The organism is Sphingobium sp. AntQ-1 (assembly GCF_028538045.1).
GTDB classification, from domain to species: domain Bacteria; phylum Pseudomonadota; class Alphaproteobacteria; order Sphingomonadales; family Sphingomonadaceae; genus Sphingobium; species Sphingobium cupriresistens.
Window position 1 is genome coordinate 23,236 of record NZ_CP117162.1, and the last position, 14,908, is coordinate 38,143.

Annotated in this window: 15 protein-coding genes and 1 pseudogene; 5 read left to right on the forward strand and 11 right to left on the reverse strand. The window is 58.0% G+C overall.

Annotation, left to right across the window (positions count from 1 at the left end; all coding sequences use genetic code 11):
• Window positions 1–1,190 precede the first annotated feature (1,190 nt).
• The 5 genes from wecC to sphantq_RS23775 form a co-directional block, all read right to left on the reverse strand.
• Window positions 1,191–2,447, reverse strand: a complete 1,257-nt coding sequence (wecC, locus tag sphantq_RS23755) for a UDP-N-acetyl-D-mannosamine dehydrogenase (RefSeq protein WP_272800840.1) — start codon at window positions 2,445–2,447, stop codon at window positions 1,191–1,193.
• The gene (gene wecB / locus sphantq_RS23760; protein WP_272800841.1) at window positions 2,444–3,607 is read right to left on the reverse strand and encodes a non-hydrolyzing UDP-N-acetylglucosamine 2-epimerase; all 1,164 of its coding nucleotides are present in this window, start codon (window positions 3,605–3,607) and stop codon (window positions 2,444–2,446) included. The genes wecC and wecB overlap by 4 nt, the downstream gene beginning before the upstream one ends.
• Window positions 3,608–3,678: 71 nt before the next feature.
• Complete coding sequence (locus tag sphantq_RS23765) at window positions 3,679–5,601, reverse strand: polysaccharide biosynthesis protein (protein WP_272800799.1); 1,923 nt, start codon at window positions 5,599–5,601, stop codon at window positions 3,679–3,681.
• A 37-nt stretch (window positions 5,602–5,638) separates the two neighbouring features.
• A complete protein-coding gene (gene glmS / locus sphantq_RS23770) occupies window positions 5,639–7,462 on the reverse strand; it encodes a glutamine--fructose-6-phosphate transaminase (isomerizing) (protein WP_272800800.1) in 1,824 nt (607 codons plus the stop codon).
• A 69-nt stretch (window positions 7,463–7,531) separates the two neighbouring features.
• Window positions 7,532–7,873 (reverse strand): hypothetical protein, encoded by a 342-nt coding sequence (locus sphantq_RS23775; RefSeq protein ID WP_272800801.1) that lies wholly within the window; start codon window positions 7,871–7,873, stop codon window positions 7,532–7,534.
• 178 nt (window positions 7,874–8,051) lie between these two features.
• Between sphantq_RS23775 and sphantq_RS23780 the strand changes: the two genes are divergently transcribed.
• The gene (locus tag sphantq_RS23780; protein WP_272800802.1) at window positions 8,052–8,222 is read left to right on the forward strand and encodes a hypothetical protein; all 171 of its coding nucleotides are present in this window, start codon (window positions 8,052–8,054) and stop codon (window positions 8,220–8,222) included.
• Between the two features lie 231 nt (window positions 8,223–8,453).
• Here the strand turns inward: sphantq_RS23780 and sphantq_RS23785 are convergent, their stop codons facing one another.
• Entirely contained in the window at window positions 8,454–8,684 is a 231-nt protein-coding gene (locus tag sphantq_RS23785; RefSeq protein WP_272800803.1) for a hypothetical protein, read from the reverse strand.
• Between the two features lie 107 nt (window positions 8,685–8,791).
• Window positions 8,792–9,586: a metallophosphoesterase gene (locus sphantq_RS23790; RefSeq protein ID WP_272800804.1), complete on the reverse strand. Its 795-nt coding sequence runs from the start codon at window positions 9,584–9,586 to the stop codon at window positions 8,792–8,794.
• A 50-nt stretch (window positions 9,587–9,636) separates the two neighbouring features.
• Between sphantq_RS23790 and sphantq_RS23795 the strand changes: the two genes are divergently transcribed.
• Window positions 9,637–10,737 carry a M48 family metallopeptidase gene (locus sphantq_RS23795; RefSeq protein WP_272800805.1) on the forward strand — a complete coding sequence of 367 codons (1,101 nt, stop codon included), beginning with the start codon at window positions 9,637–9,639 and terminating at the stop codon, window positions 10,735–10,737.
• On the opposite strand, the pseudogene sphantq_RS23800 reads toward sphantq_RS23795, so the two are convergent.
• From sphantq_RS23800 to sphantq_RS23810, 3 genes and pseudogenes are all read right to left on the reverse strand, one after another.
• A pseudogene (locus tag sphantq_RS23800) lies at window positions 10,710–10,895 on the reverse strand (phosphoglycerate mutase family protein); the annotation flags it as partial. The gene sphantq_RS23795 and the pseudogene sphantq_RS23800 sit on opposite strands and share 28 nt — an antisense overlap.
• A gap of 19 nt (window positions 10,896–10,914) precedes the next feature.
• Window positions 10,915–11,211, reverse strand: coding sequence for a type II toxin-antitoxin system RelE/ParE family toxin (locus tag sphantq_RS23805; RefSeq protein ID WP_272800806.1), 297 nt, complete (start codon window positions 11,209–11,211; stop codon window positions 10,915–10,917).
• Entirely contained in the window at window positions 11,208–11,489 is a 282-nt protein-coding gene (locus sphantq_RS23810; protein WP_272800844.1) for a type II toxin-antitoxin system ParD family antitoxin, read from the reverse strand. Before sphantq_RS23810 ends, sphantq_RS23805 begins: the two co-directional genes overlap by 4 nt.
• Before the next feature lie 196 nt (window positions 11,490–11,685).
• Between sphantq_RS23810 and sphantq_RS23815 the strand changes: the two genes are divergently transcribed.
• The 3 genes from sphantq_RS23815 (at window position 11,686) to sphantq_RS23825 (ending at window position 13,194) form a co-directional block, all read left to right on the forward strand.
• Window positions 11,686–12,186: a transcription elongation protein SprT gene (locus sphantq_RS23815; protein WP_272800807.1), complete on the forward strand. Its 501-nt coding sequence runs from the start codon at window positions 11,686–11,688 to the stop codon at window positions 12,184–12,186.
• An 80-nt stretch (window positions 12,187–12,266) separates the two neighbouring features.
• Window positions 12,267–12,902, forward strand: coding sequence for an AAA family ATPase (locus sphantq_RS23820; RefSeq protein ID WP_272800808.1), 636 nt, complete (start codon window positions 12,267–12,269; stop codon window positions 12,900–12,902).
• Between the two features lie 25 nt (window positions 12,903–12,927).
• Window positions 12,928–13,194, forward strand: coding sequence for a hypothetical protein (locus sphantq_RS23825; RefSeq protein WP_272800809.1), 267 nt, complete (start codon window positions 12,928–12,930; stop codon window positions 13,192–13,194).
• 66 nt (window positions 13,195–13,260) lie between these two features.
• On the opposite strand, the gene sphantq_RS23830 is transcribed toward sphantq_RS23825, so the two are convergent.
• Window positions 13,261–14,172 (reverse strand): replication initiation protein, encoded by a 912-nt coding sequence (locus sphantq_RS23830; RefSeq protein WP_272800810.1) that lies wholly within the window; start codon window positions 14,170–14,172, stop codon window positions 13,261–13,263.
• Window positions 14,173–14,908 lie beyond the last annotated feature (736 nt).

Below are 14,908 nucleotides of genomic sequence, written 5' to 3' on the forward strand. Positions count from 1 at the left end.
GGATCATTTATTAGGGGGGCAGTTACACCATTATCCCCACATCTGTTAACTACCGCCATTCCTGCAAAAGCCAAGCCTAGGTAGAGCTGGAAGGCAGGAAGCTTATAACTAGCAGCAGTTACGGTAAGTATTAAATAAGACACCATTATGTAATCAGATTTACCAGAATATATGCGAGAATAAGAAATTATAAGGATTAAAAATATAGACAATCCTAACAGGCCACCCGATGAAATAACATAAGCCATGAGGTTGTGTATTGTATATGCTTGGTAAAATCCACGATCATACGATGAACCAAATCCGATGCCGAATATGGGATTGTCTATCAATGATAAATGAGCAATATATATCTCATATATTCTTTCAAACTCCTTTGGAAAAAAAAGATATACCTCCCTCCAATTCATTGCGACGATAGAATTTATAATAACAATAAGACTAACTAATACCGCTGATGCCCAAACTCGAGAATAAGTCGTTAAAAAATATCGAAGAGGCAGAGCTATAGCTAGGAGCGCGAGCCAGTTCGTATACTTAGTGGAGTATATGTATATCACTAAAGCCCACAATTTCCATTGAGTTATAGACCGCAGTCCATACCGCCAAATTAATAGCATAGCTGCAAAGGTAGGTAGCGGGTTTACTGACCTAAATTCCGTCCACGTAAATCGAGAGTTGCCAGTTATAGAATTAATAAATTCCGATGGATGCCCTAGTATTAGCGCAAAACAGAATAATAAAGATGCATTTACACATATGCTATCAACGTCTAATAGAATCCAATCCTCTCGAGATATATTAATATTTCTCAAAAATGCATATGATATAGGAAGTAAAAGAAAAGAAGCAGTGCTTATTACTGGTCCAAATGAATTTGAAAAAGAATAAGAAATTAAAGACGAAATTGATGCGTAAAAGACAAATGCCAAGCTGATGTACAATTGAAAACCAGAATATACATAGTTTTTCTTAGAAGATCTTGTAAAGACTATACATATTATAAATAGTAAAGCTGAAAATAGAGATATAGCTATGTATATATAGTCTACTTCATTCCCATTGACACCGAGAGATAATGCAGCTATGCATAGGGCGAAGAGTGCATTCCCGAGACGCATATTAAAATCCGTAATAGCTGCAGGGCAATTTCGTTAAATGGAAAAAGTCGGTTGGCGCCGTCTTTATATTTAATTTTTCCATGCGTTTCGACAATCTATGACACACTGGGATGGCTTATTTCTGCCACGGAACTCGCGATGATCTACAAGCAGCACATGCACGTTTGCAATTCCAGCCTCATTTTGTCTGACTAATTTGATCCCATTTAGCTCTACAGGGAGAGCTTCTATATTTGGCTCTACCGCAAGCACCTGCCCAAGATGCGTTTGCGACAGCGCCTTCACAATTTCCACCGCCGGGCTTTCCCGCAGGTCATCGATATCCGGCTTGAACGCCAGCCCATAGCAGGCAACCGTCACGTCCGCTTCGTTCTGTCCTGGGTTCGCGTCCAGATGCCGCGCGATAGCTTCTTTGATCTTGTCCAGAACCCAGTGCGGCTTGGCGTCGTTCACTTCCCGCGCGGTGCGGATCAGGTGGGCTTCGTCCGGGGTCTTTGATACGATGAACCACGGGTCGACCGCGATGCAGTGTCCGCCGACGCCTGGCCCGGGTTGCAGGATGTTGACCCGCGGGTGGCGATTGGCCAGCGCGATCAGCTCCCATACGTCGATATTCAGCTTGTCGCAGATCATCGACAGCTCGTTGGCAAAGGCAATGTTGACGTCGCGGAAGCTGTTTTCGGTCAGCTTTGCCATCTCGGCTGTACGGGCGTTCGTGACGACGCATTCGCCATCGACGAAAATCTTGTAGAGCGCGACTGCGGCGGCCGAGCATTTGGGCGTCATGCCGCCGATCACGCGGTCGTTATGAATGAGCTCCTGCATGACCTTGCCGGGCAGAACACGCTCGGGGCAATGCGCAACGCGGATATCTGACGCTTCGCCTGCTGCCTGCGGAAAGCTCAGGTCCGGACGCGCGGCCGCCAGCCACTCGGCAAGCTGTTCCGTCGCGCCGACGGGCGAAGTCGATTCCAGAACGACCAGATTGCCGGCCTGAAGGACAGGCGCGATCGCGCGGGCCGCTGCTTCGATGTAGCTAAGATCAGGATCATGATCGTCGCCCCGGAACGGTGTCGGCACCGCGATCAGAAAGGCGTCTGCCGGCTCAGGCGTGGTGGTGGCGTGCAGGAAGCCCTCAGTGACGGCCGCATGGACCGCGATGTCGAGGTCGGGCTCGACAATATGAATTTCGCCACGATTGATCGTCTCCACCGCTTTCACGTTGACGTCGACGCCGATCACCTTGACCTTGCGCGACGCGAACATGGCGGCTGTCGGCAAGCCGATATAGCCCAGGCCGATGACGGAAATGGTGGGGCTGGTCATGCTGCCTCGCTATCCTTCTTCTGAAAATGTCGTTCGGCCCAATCGGCCAAGGCATCGGCGATGCGCTTGCACGCAGCGCCGTCGCCATAGGGGTTATGGGCAAAGCTCATCCGCGTATATTCTTCTTCATCTGTTAGAAGACGGGTGACTTCCTGTACAATCAATTGCGTATCGGTGCCGACGAGCTTGACAGTTCCGGCCTCAACGGCCTCGGGACGCTCGGTCGTGTCGCGCATGACGAGGACGGGCTTGCCCAAGGATGGCGCTTCTTCCTGTACGCCGCCGGAATCGGTCAGCAAGATATGCGCGCGATCCATAAGATATACGAAGGGCAAATATTCCTGCGGCGCGATCAAGTGGATGTTTGGGATATCTACCAGCAGCCGGTTGACCGGCTCCTGCACCTGCGGGTTGAGGTGAACCGGGTAGACGATGTCGACGTCCGGGAAATCTGCAGCGATCTTCGCCAGCGCCTGGCATATGCGTTCAAAGCCTCCACCGAAACTTTCGCGTCTATGGCCTGTCACCAACATCATGCGGCGGTCATTGTCGAACTGCGGCAGCTGCGCCTGAACCTCGCGCACAAGGAGCTCGTCAGTCTTCAGCCTGTCGACGACTTGTAAAAGCGCATCGATAACGGTGTTGCCCGTCACCAGGATATTGCTCTGATCCACGCCCTCGCGAAGTAGATTGGCTTCAGACGATGGCGTCGGCGCGAAATGCAGTGCGGTCAATGCGCCGGTAAGCTTTCGATTGGCTTCCTCGGGCCAAGGCGAGTAAAGATTATGCGTCCGAAGACCAGCTTCGACATGGCCGATCGGGATTTGGTGATAATAAGCAGCAAGGCTTGCTGAGAAGGTCGTGGCGGTATCGCCATGGACAAGCACCATGTCCGGCCGGAACTGCTGGAAGACCTCACGCATTCCCAGCAAAACCGCGCTGGTTATATCGCTAAGATCCTGCTTCGGCCGCATGATCTCAAGATCGTAAGACGCCTTGAGATCGAAAATATTGAGAACCTGGTCCAGCATCTGGCGATGCTGCCCTGTAACGCATATCCGACAGTCAAAACGCTCATCATGAGTAAGCATAAGGGCGAGAGGAGCCATTTTAATGGCTTCAGGACGCGTGCCGAAAACAAGCATAACCTTTATTTTCATCAATAACCGTCCTATTAAATGATTACAATCAGATAGTTACAATGCACCCATAATAAATTATGGATATTATCTTAATTTGCCATTTCTAGAAGAACTTTGGGCGAATATTCTGGTACAAGCCTCAGTAAAATGCTCAGTGCTTCTGGCACATCGCCCTGTCTTAGATAATCTTTTAGATCGTCCAGGATTTCCGACAATGAATTCCACGGATGCACCACCTCGCGCGCCTGCATGATCCGCGAATGCATAGTCGGCGCTGGATTGTCGCCGATAAGAAGTTCCTCATACAGCTTCTCGCCAGGACGCAATCCGACCTCGACGATCTCGATGTCGCCCTCCGGCATCGCCGCATCGCGGACTGACAAGCCCGACAATTTGACCATCGTTTCGGCGAGATCGCGGATGAGCACTGGCTGGCCCATGTCGAGGACAAAGACCTCACCACCCTCGGCCATGCCACCCGCCTGGATCACGAGCTGCGAAGCTTCCGGGATGGTCATGAAGTAGCGGGTGACGTCCCTGTGTGTGATCGTCACCGGGCCGCCCGCAGCGATCTGCTTCTTGAACAGCGGGACCACTGAGCCGCTCGATCCCAGCACATTGCCGAAACGGACCATGGTGAAGAGCGTCTTGTCCTGCACCTGCGCGCGCGCTTGCAGGATGAGCTCGCAAACCCGTTTGGACGCGCCCATGACATTGGTCGGGCGCACTGCCTTGTCGGTGCTCACCAGGATGAAGCGTCTGACGCCCACGGCCTCGGCGGCGAGCGCGCAATGGAGCGTGCTGAAGATATTGTTACGCATGCCCGCAATCGGATTGCTCTCGACCAGCGGCACATGTTTGTAGGCGGCCGCGTGATAGACGGTTTCGGGCTGCCAGCGATGGAAGATGCGGAAGACGGAATCCCTGTCGGCGACATCGGCCAGCTCGGGGATCAGCTCGACCTCCCAGCCTTCGGTTAGCGCCATTTGACGCAATTCGCTCTCGATCGCGTAAAGAAGATATTCCGATTGTTCGACCAGGATCAGGCGCTTGGGACGCGAGCGGATGATCTGACGGCAAAGCTCGCTGCCGATCGAGCCGCCAGCGCCCGTCACCAGCACATTTTTGCTCAGAAGCGATTTGCCCATCAGCAGTTCGTTGGGCGCCACGGCATCGCGGCCGAGCAAATCCTCGACCTGCACGTCGCGAATGTCGCTGACAGCGAAATGACCATCGATAAGCTGGCCGATGCCCGGCAGCATGCGCGCGCGAATCTTGCGGGTCTGCAGCGTCGTCACGATCTCGCGCCGCCGGACGCGTAGCGCGCTAGGGATCGCAAGGACGACCTCGTCCACCCGTCGTTCTTCCAGGACGCGATCGAGGATAGAGGAATGCCAGACGGTGACCCCGTCGAGCTGCTGGTTGCTTAGCCGCTCGTCATCGTCGATATAGCCGACGAGCATTAGATGCGGCTCCTGCCGCAGCGAGTTCGCCAGCTGCTGGCCACCGCGTCCCGCGCCATAGATGAGCAGTCGCCGCCGCTCTTCGGTCTTGCCACGCGCGAGATGCAGAAAATCGCTGACAACGAAGCGCATGGCAAGGCGCAGGAAAAGCATTGCCAGAAAGAAGATGATCGGGTGCAGGATGGCGATCGTACGCGGAACGCCGTTTATCTGGATGAAGCCGAAAATGGTCACTAGCGGCACCGCCAGCAACGCGCAGGCATAGAATAGCCGGCCCGATGCGCGGGCGCCGGAAAAGCGGATAAGGTTGCGATAGACCCCGGCTGGCCAAGCGATCATCGCCCAGAAGAAGAGCGTGGTAGCCGTCAGGATCAGCAATGCGCGCAGATCGTTCGGCCATTCGCCTAGGCGCAGGGCGAGCGCGATCCAAGCCGCGACGAGGCAAAGTAACCCGTCAAAGCCGAAGACCAGCCATCTGCGGAGCGAGCGCGGCAGGCTGGTCAGGGATTCCAGCATGGTAAGAAGGGCGCTGCGCGTTTCCTTCGTCATGTGCTTCAACTGTCCTTGATTATCATACGGCGGGTCCTCACTCCACCGTCACCGATTTCGCCAGGTTGCGCGGTTGGTCTACATCGGTGCCTTTTATGACAGCTACATGATAGGCCAGCAATTGCACCGGCACGCTGTAGACCAGAGGGGCGATTAGCGGGTGGACCTTGGGCATGGTGATCGTTGCCAGACAATCGGTGCCTGCGGCTTGGATGCCGTCATAGTCGCTGATCAGCACCACCTTGCCGCCGCGCGCCTGCACTTCCTGCATGTTGCTGACGGTTTTTTCAAACAGCGGACCCGAAGGCGCGATGACGATGACGGGCACATTTTCATCAATGAGCGCGATGGGGCCGTGCTTCATCTCGCCTGCGGCATAGCCTTCGGCGTGGATATAGCTTATTTCCTTGAGCTTGAGCGCGCCTTCAAGCGCGATCGGATAGTTGGTCCCACGGCCCAGATACAGCACGTCGCGTGCCATCGCGATCTCGGCGGCGACCGTCTTGATCGTGTCCTCATAAGCAAGAGCGGCATTGAGCGCGGCGGGCGCTTCAGCCAGATGCTTGACGACGGCATGCTCGTCTGCAGGCGTCAGCCGGCCCTTGGCACGCGCCAGATTTGCGGCGAGCGCAGCAAGCACCGCCAGCTGGCAGGTAAAGGCCTTGGTCGAGGCAACGCCAATTTCAGGACCGGCATAGGTCGGCAGCAGCAGATCGGCCTCGCGCGCCATGCTGCTGGTCGGCACATTGACGACGACGGCGATCTTCTGCCCCTCCTCGCGGGCATGGCGCAGCGCCGCGAGCGTATCGGCGGTTTCGCCCGACTGGCTGATGAAGAGCGCCAGGCCACCCGGCTCGATTACCGGCGCGCGATAGCGGAATTCAGAAGCCACATCGAGGTCGACTGGCACGCGCGCGAACTGCTCGAACCAGTAGCGCGCGACCATGCCGGCATAAAAGCTAGTGCCGCAAGCGACGATCGTCACCCGTTTGATAGCCGAGAGATCGAAATCGGGGATCGGCAGAGTCAGCGTCTCGTCGATGCGCTGGAGATAGGAGCGCAGCGTTTGGGCGACGACGATCGGCTGCTCGTAAATCTCCTTGATCATATAATGGCGATGATTGCCCTTGGAGATCAGTTCGCTATCGACCCCGGACTGGGTAATAGCGCGTTCGACCGGCTGATTGCCCTGATCGAAAATCTGTACCTTGTCGCGGTGGCAGGCAGCCCAGTCGCCTTCCTCCAGATAGATGACCCGCTGGGTGAGCGAGGCCAGAGCAAGCGCATCCGAGCCAAGATAGGTCTCCCCCTCCCCGACCCCGACGACCAGGGGCGAACCCAGCCGCGCGCCGATCAGCAGATCAGGCTGGTTGCGGAAGAGGATGGCGAGCGCGAAGGCGCCGCGCAGCTGCGGCAGCACGTCGCGTACCGCGTCGATCGGATCGGCGCCGGCTTCGAGCTTTTCGCTGATCAAATGGGCGACGACCTCAGTATCGGTCTCGCTGGTAAACACGCGGCCGCGCGCGATCAGTGCGTCGCGTAAGGGCTTGAAATTCTCGATAATGCCATTGTGGACGACGGCCACCTCGTCTGTGGCATGGGGGTGGGCGTTGCTCGTGGTCGGGCCGCCATGCGTCGCCCAGCGCGTATGGGCGATGCCGACGGCGCCGGGCAGCGGCTCAGCCTCCAGCACCTTGGCAAGGTTGCCAAGCTTGCCCGATGCCCGGCGTCGTTCGATCGCGCCGCCATCGACGGTGGCGATGCCAGCGGAATCATAGCCCCGATATTCAAGGCACTTGAGACTATTGAGAAGCCGCGCGGCAACATCTTCTTGCCCGATAATGCCCACTATTCCGCACATGGAAATTCAGCCCCCGAAACTGTGGGCGCTTCTTACGCATATTAGGCAAATCAAAGCAAGTTGATCGCGTCATTGCCTATCCCGCTTTGCCACCGGCGGCCACCGTTCAACGAAGCTGATCATCAGTGGCCAGAACAGGGTGTTGGCGATATCCCAATAGGTGTCGGTAGGTCGCCAGCGATAAGCCATATAATCGAGGATTTCATTGCCCGCCTCGGCCAACGCGACGCACAGAAGCGGCACGAAGCTGCGATAAGGGCGGCGTGTTACGAGTCGCGCCAGTAGGAATATGATGAACCCGCTATGGATATGGAGAAGATTGTCGGCAAGGCCTGTCTTTTCGCTGACCCACAGGATCAAGCGATGATAGTCCTGCGGGATAGCGGTCAGGTCGGGAATGAGAAAAGCCATTCTTGTTTGGAGTGGGACATGCGCGGATTGCGCGCAGTGGCCAAGGCTATGGCACCCTATAATGTGTCGTTTTGCAGGATGGTTAAATAGGAAGAACCGCAAGATGCCGGTTTAAAGTCATGCGGCTTTATATTATAGGTATCATAGCGGCGCGACAGCAACAGGGATGAAACTTCCGATGATATTTCAGGATGGGGAACTGCGTCAGGTCGAGAATAGCAAGCCGATGCTGTTTGACGGATGGGCCTATGTTCCGATGGAGACCAGATCCGTCGCCGTCGAGGCGCAGTTGATGACGGAACATGAACTGGCGACGCGGGACGCGCTGCCCGCACCCGGTTCCAGATAAGATACATTATCCGGTAAGCGGCATGCCGATCCTGGGTTGGGAGCGGCACGTTGCTTGGTGCCCAGCGCAGGCGGATCGTGCTTTCCCCCGCGTGCTGACGCGATGCGAAGATCAGTCGCTCAGGTTTGCCCAGATCAGGCAGGGCTTTAAAAGCCCTCCGTCCAGCATGGGATGGAGGGCAAAAAAATGGCGGCTAGAAAGCCGCCATTTTATTTCGCATTCAGCAAAGTTTTAGTTGCTGTCAGAATCGTCATCGTCGAGCAGAAGAATTCCGCCGATGACGACGATACCAACGCCGGCGAGGGCAACGCCACCATTGAGTTTGCTCGCCTTCTTGGGCGACGTCGCTGCCTTCACGTTGCTCGCCTTGGCGACCGAAAGGGCCGAAGCGGAGTTCGCCATCACCGGAGCGGCAACCAGCGACGATGCCATCAGGCCAGCAATAAGAAACTTCAAACGCATGTCGAACATCCCTTTCGAGAAACAAGTTAGGCGTCGCTATCATTGTCATTGCAGCCATGCAAGCAAATTGTCGTGCGAGCGCATGGGGTCCGGCCAAAAAACACACTCTATGTTACGACTGTTCCGACCTTTTCTTGAATAATCCAGCGGTTGGAACCTTCAAACGCCATCGCGCTCAAGATGCCGGAGCGATAGGCACCGGTATCCAGGCCGATGCGACCTGGAAGTTCGACAACTTTTTCAAAGATGGTATGGCCGTGAACGACTGTCATGCCAGGGATGACGGGCGCGCTGCCTCCGCCTGATTCGTCCAAAAATTCCTCGCGGATCCAGCGCAAGTCGCCGGGACGCTGCTTCTTGAGCGCGACGCCGGGGCGCACGCCTGCATGGACGAAGACATAGTCGCCCTCGACGATCATATCCTCGAAGCCGTCGAGGAAGCACCTGTGCGCGGGTGGAACGGCGGCCTGCAGCATCGCTGAGAGTTCGGCATAGTCAGCCGCGTCATAAGCCTCAGGCGTGATGCCATAGCTCAGGATCGTCTCGGCCCCGCCGACGCGATCGAAAAAGCGGATCGCCTCGCGATTGCCGTCGAGCGCGGTCAGGAACAACTCTTCATGATTGCCGAGCAAAAAGCGCGTTTCGGGGCGCTGCGCCCTCAGGTCGATCAGCCGATCGATCACCTGCGCCGACTGCGGCCCGCGATTGATGAGGTCGCCCAGGAAAATAAGCTCGCCCGATACGCCGCCTGTCCTTTCATCGGCGAAAATCTGCGCCAGCAGTCCGTCGAGCAGATCGAGATGGCCATGAATGTCGCCGATCGCATAGATGCGGCGTCCCTCGGGCGCCTGAGCGAGCGGCGCGGGGGCTTTGGCGAAGTGGGAGAATAATTTTGCAAGCATCGAAAGCGGTGATATCTTTCGGACCCTTAAGCCCGCTAAAAATGATGATAATGGCCAAGCATAGCAGGATCGCGATCATAAAGAGCGGGAAAAATGGAGGTGCGCTTCTGCTGCTGGCCGCCGCCGCGATGCTCGTGATGGGCGCGCCGATATCCGCGCAGGAAACGCCCGATTTCGAAGCCATTCGTAGCGTCGACACGGACATCGCGGCGATCGGCTATCGTCTCGCCACCGCCAATGCTTCCTTATGTGACCAGCAGGAGCCAGGCCTTGGCCTGCTGTTCCACACGCCCGACCAATATGCACGCGATGTGCGCGGCGCGGCGATCCGCCACTTCCGTTTCGCAGGGCTAGTGGGGGTGGAAGCGGTGCTGCCTGAATCGCCCGCGGCCGCTGCCGGCGTGCGGAGCGACGACACGTTGCTGGGCATCGGCACCATGCGTTTCAAGCCCGCCGATCCGCAGGCCAAGGCCGGCACCGCCGCGCTGATCGATGCGACCCGTGCGGTCATGGCCCTGCCCCCTGCCCGCCCACTGACGCTACGCCTGCGCCGGGGCGGGGTCGATCACGACCGCAGTGTCATTCCCGTCCCGGCCTGCCGCTCGCGCTTCGAGGTAGTGCTGGGCAACAGCTTTCTCGCGCAGGCCGATGGCGAGCTGGTGCAGATCGGCAGCCGTTTCCTCGCCGATTATCCACAATGGGTCGCTGCGCCGATCGCGCACGAATTGGCGCATAATATCCTGCGCCACCGCGAACGGCTGGAGGTAAAAGGGGTAAGCTATGGCCTGTTTTCGGGTATCGGCCGCAATGTCGGCTATTTCCGGCAGACGGAATTGGAGGCCGATATCCTGTCGGTCTCGCTCCTCGCCAATGCAAATTATGACCCGCATATCGCTCTCGCCTTCTGGCGCGCCTATGGCCCCGCGCATGCCTCCAATATTTTCAACAGCCGCACCCATCCCGGCTGGAAGACGCGCGTCGCGGTCATCACCCGCGCAATCGCGCAACTAGGTCCTGAGCGCCCGCATCGCCCAGCGCTCCTCGACGCGCGCGAACGCCCGCTCGATGGCGACTGGCAGTCCTTGCTGGGAAAAGCCGCTGACCGTTCCGGCAGCAATATATATGATGCGTCGGCGGGGGTACGGGGATAGGGCGAAGTAACGATGAGCACTGGCGCTTCGGCCCAACGCGCCGCGACCGGAACCGCCTGTTCCTAGCCCCGCTCCGTCAACTCGCTCGTCGCAAGATCGTGACAGGGCACGCCGGCGTTGCCGGTGCTTTCGCCGTGACGGATGAATATGGCCCTCATGGCGCCCGTCGCTCGATCCTCAATTTAGTTGCAGGGCGGTGTCATGATCCTGTCCTGGGCCGATGATCCGATAGACGAAGATGCGGTCCGGCTCGACGGAATAGAGAATCCCATATCCCTTGTGGGAACGACGCCTGATCCCATGCTGTTCATAGCGCGGGACCAGCGGGAAGGCGCGGGGCATATCGCCTATGCGCTTCGCGGTATCGCGCAGATCGCCAACGAACGAGATCGCGCGGCCGGGATTATCCTTCTCGATATATCTGCGGATGCCTTCGAGGTCGTGCTTGGCCCGGGTGGACAGCGTGACCTTCATTGACGCGATGCACCGCTCGCTGCTTTCTCAATGTCGGCAATGATCGCGTCGCAAACTTCGTCGAGATCGTGACCGCCACCGGCCTTCATCTCCTGAAGGCTTTCATCAATCGACGCATCGAGTTCCTTCAGCCAGCGTTCTTCGTCAACGATCGTGCTCTGATCGCGGCGGATCAGGTCGCGCACATAATCGCTGACGCTGGCATATTGGCCGCTGTCGATGCGGTTCTGGACATAGTCCCGCATGGGATCTGGCAGAGAAACATTCATTGTAGCCATCGGCTGATACCTCCAATCGCCCTTGTATGACAAAAATTGCCATTATATTCAACCATGCCCTCTCACTTCTCCTCCTACCGATCCCACTTCGTTCAAGTATCTATTATCTGTATATCATAACGCTACCGCTATGCATCCATTTCGATATTAGAAGGAAATACCGGGCACCGCCCTTCAGGCACGGCTCTATCTCCGCGTGACCGCTCCGACCAAGGCAATCGGCGAGTGCTGGGATAACCGCCTGAGCGCGCACGAGCATTTTGAAATCTTCATTTGCCCGGACCTAGCGCACGCGCCCGACGCCATGCCGGCGCAGATCGCAGCCATCCTCGCGCACGAGCTGATCCATGCCGCTGTCAGCATCCCAGCAGGTTATGGGAAGGTGGTTAAACGGGTCGCGCTTGGCCTTTGTCTGGTCGGGCCGATGCGCGCCGCCACCCCCGGCGATGCCTTTCTTGCGGCTGTCGCGCTGATCCTCGCCGATGTCGGCCCTCTCCCCCATGCCCGTCTCGACACGGACGGGGAGTCGCCCGCGCCTAAGAAGCATAAACCCCGGATGCTCAAATGCGAGTGCGCAACGTGCGGTTATACCGTCAGGACCGCGCGCAAATGGCTGGAGCTGGCCGGAGCGCCGCTTTGCCCGATCGAGGATCATGGGCAGATGGAGCATGAGCTGCTGGACGACGAGGGCGAATAATCGCCGCGATCGAATGTATATCGTCTAGCTTTACAAAGGATGCTATAGCGCATGCATATTGCCAGCGGAGCGAGAGCGGAATGATATTGGTAGTCGGGAACACCAAGGGCGGCGTCGGCAAGACCACGCTCGCCGTCAACCTTGCGGTGGCGCGCGCGCTCGCGGGCCGCGACCTCCTGCTGGTGGACGGCGACGAGCAGGGGACCGCCCTCACCTTCACTCAGCTTCGCGCCGAACGGCTAGGCGAAGCCGGCTATACTGCCGTCGCGCTCACCGGCGCTGCGCTGCGCAGCCAGGTCCGCCAGCTCGCCGCCAAATATGCCGACATCATCATCGACGTGGGCGGGCGCGACACCGGCTCGCTGCGCGCTGCACTCACCGTGGCTGACACGCTGCTGGTGCCGGTGCAACCGCGCAGCTTCGACGTGTGGGCGCTGGATCAGGTGGCGACGCTAGTGGCCGAGGCGCGCGAGATCAACGAGGGGCTACGCGCCGTCGCGATCCTCAACGGTGCGGACTCGCAGGGCGGCGACAACGAGGCGGCCCTGCAGATGATCGGCGACATTGAGGGGATCGAGGTGCTGCCCACGTCGATCGTGCGCCGCAAGGCGTTCCCGAACGCGGCGGCCGAGGGCAGGGGGGTGGTCGAGCAGACCCCGCGCGACGCCAAGGCGATCGATGAATTGACGGCGCTGATCGGCGCGGTATTTGTATAGCATGATAATAGCGGAGTGAATTGTGATGGCTATCGCTCGTAAACCGAACAGCAAGCCCAAACCCCCCGGCGATGACGATGCGGCGGACGCCTTCATTGCCGGGGCCGCCAAGCCCGCGACGCGGGCGATCGCGACGGCGGCCGAGGATGGCCCGCGCAAGTCGCCAGTCATGCTACGCTTCGACCGCGCCTTGCTGGCGAAGGTCGATAGCGCCGCGAAGCGGCGCGGTATCAGCCGCAGCGCATGGATTCAGTTCACCGTGAGCAGGGCGCTCGACGCCGGCGAAGGGTGAAGCGCTGGGGGTGAAGCGCAGCGGATCGTAGCGCGCCGCGCGAAAGGTGAGTTTTGGGGTAGGGGCTCACCGTTCGGCGGCGGGCAGGTTGAAGTCCACGAGCACCGGCATTTCGGGAATACCGCCGCGCATCTTCGCGCGGCGGACGATGCTGTGCTGATCGATCAGGTTTTGCGCGTCGCGGCGACCGCTCGATGTTTTGGACATCCACAGCATCGCGACCTTTTCGACCTTGCGGCCTTTCTTGATCGGCGTGAAATCAACATAGAAAGGGCAGAGCTTGTTAATTTCCTCCTGGGCGACCTTGAGGCAATATTTGTTGAGATCGGCGAAGCGTTCAAGCTTGCCTTCGGGCACATTGAGCAGTCCGCGCAGCTCCGCGATCGTGAATTCTTCGCTTTGCTTGTATTCGAGGCCGATCCGGCGCTCGATCATCTCATAGAGGCACAGCGCGTATTTCGACTCGAAACAATACATCACTTGCGTCTTGAGGCGCGCATAGACCTCGCTGTTGCGCAGTATCTCGATCAGTTCCTCGGGGATGCGGTAGTGGAGGAAGCCGTCCTTTTCGAGGCTTTCATCGCTGGGGCCGAGAAGCTGGACGCGGCGCTTGTAGCTCTTGCCGGCCTTGCGGATGGTGACGATCGCGATGGTGCCCATTAGGCGCAGCAACGAGCTTTCGATGCGCTCATTGCCCTGGTGCGTGCCCTTGAGCGCGGTCTTGGCGATGCGATGGATGACCGGCTCGCCGATGCGCTCCCAGGCGTTGGCGATCAGCAGATTGTAGATTCGGCGATCGGCGAGGGTGAGGGGGGTCAGCTCGACAATATCGACCAGCTCGCCGGGTTTGACGATTTCCCCGTAATTGGCCGGATCGAACGGGTTTCCGCGCCCTTTTTGCGCGAGGGTGCGGGCAGGGGTATCGATCAGGGCAAGCTGTGCCTTTGCGCCGTCCAAAGGTGAGGTTGCATGGGACATGCGCTCACCTTAACACCAATGGTGAGCCAGGCAATTCTTAAAACTCGCCGTTCGAGCGAACGGTGAGGGGCTACCCCAAAACTCACCGTCGATCGGGCGACTACCCCAAAACTCACCGGACTCGACCCCAAAACTCACTTTTACCGACCCCAAAACTCACCGAAGGCTACCCCAAAACTCACGCGACTCGACCCCAACGCTCACTTTTCGCGGTCATTCCCCTAGGGTTTCTGCGGACTTGAAGGCCCCTGAATCTTGAATCTAAGAAGAATCCTTGAATCAGAAGGCGAACGGTGAGTTTTGGGGTAGCCCTGCCTGTGGATAACTTCGGTCCCAATACACCGGCAGCGCCGGAAAAGAAGAAAAACACCGCCTCTTGGGGCTTCGCCCCGCCGGCTCGCGGCCTGTGGCCGCCCCGGATCGCTTTAGCGATCCTCCCACCCGGCATCCCCATGATGAGCCGGCTTCGCCGGCACGCTATCTGTTTTGATTGGAGATTGTTTAAACACTGCGCCTCACCCACTGCCACAGCGCCAAGCGCCACCCTTGCAAATTGGCTTTCCAGGAAAGCCAGGCGGATAGGACGGCGATCCGATCGAGAGGGCGGGGGAGGTGGAAACGTCGCCACAGGCGCGATTTGCGGGCCGCTCAGCCCTGTTTCGAACTTCTGATAGGTATAGGGAGAGGTCAAGCTCCAAGCTGCGCTCCACAGCCTTCCTGGGCGGCCTAGTCCGGG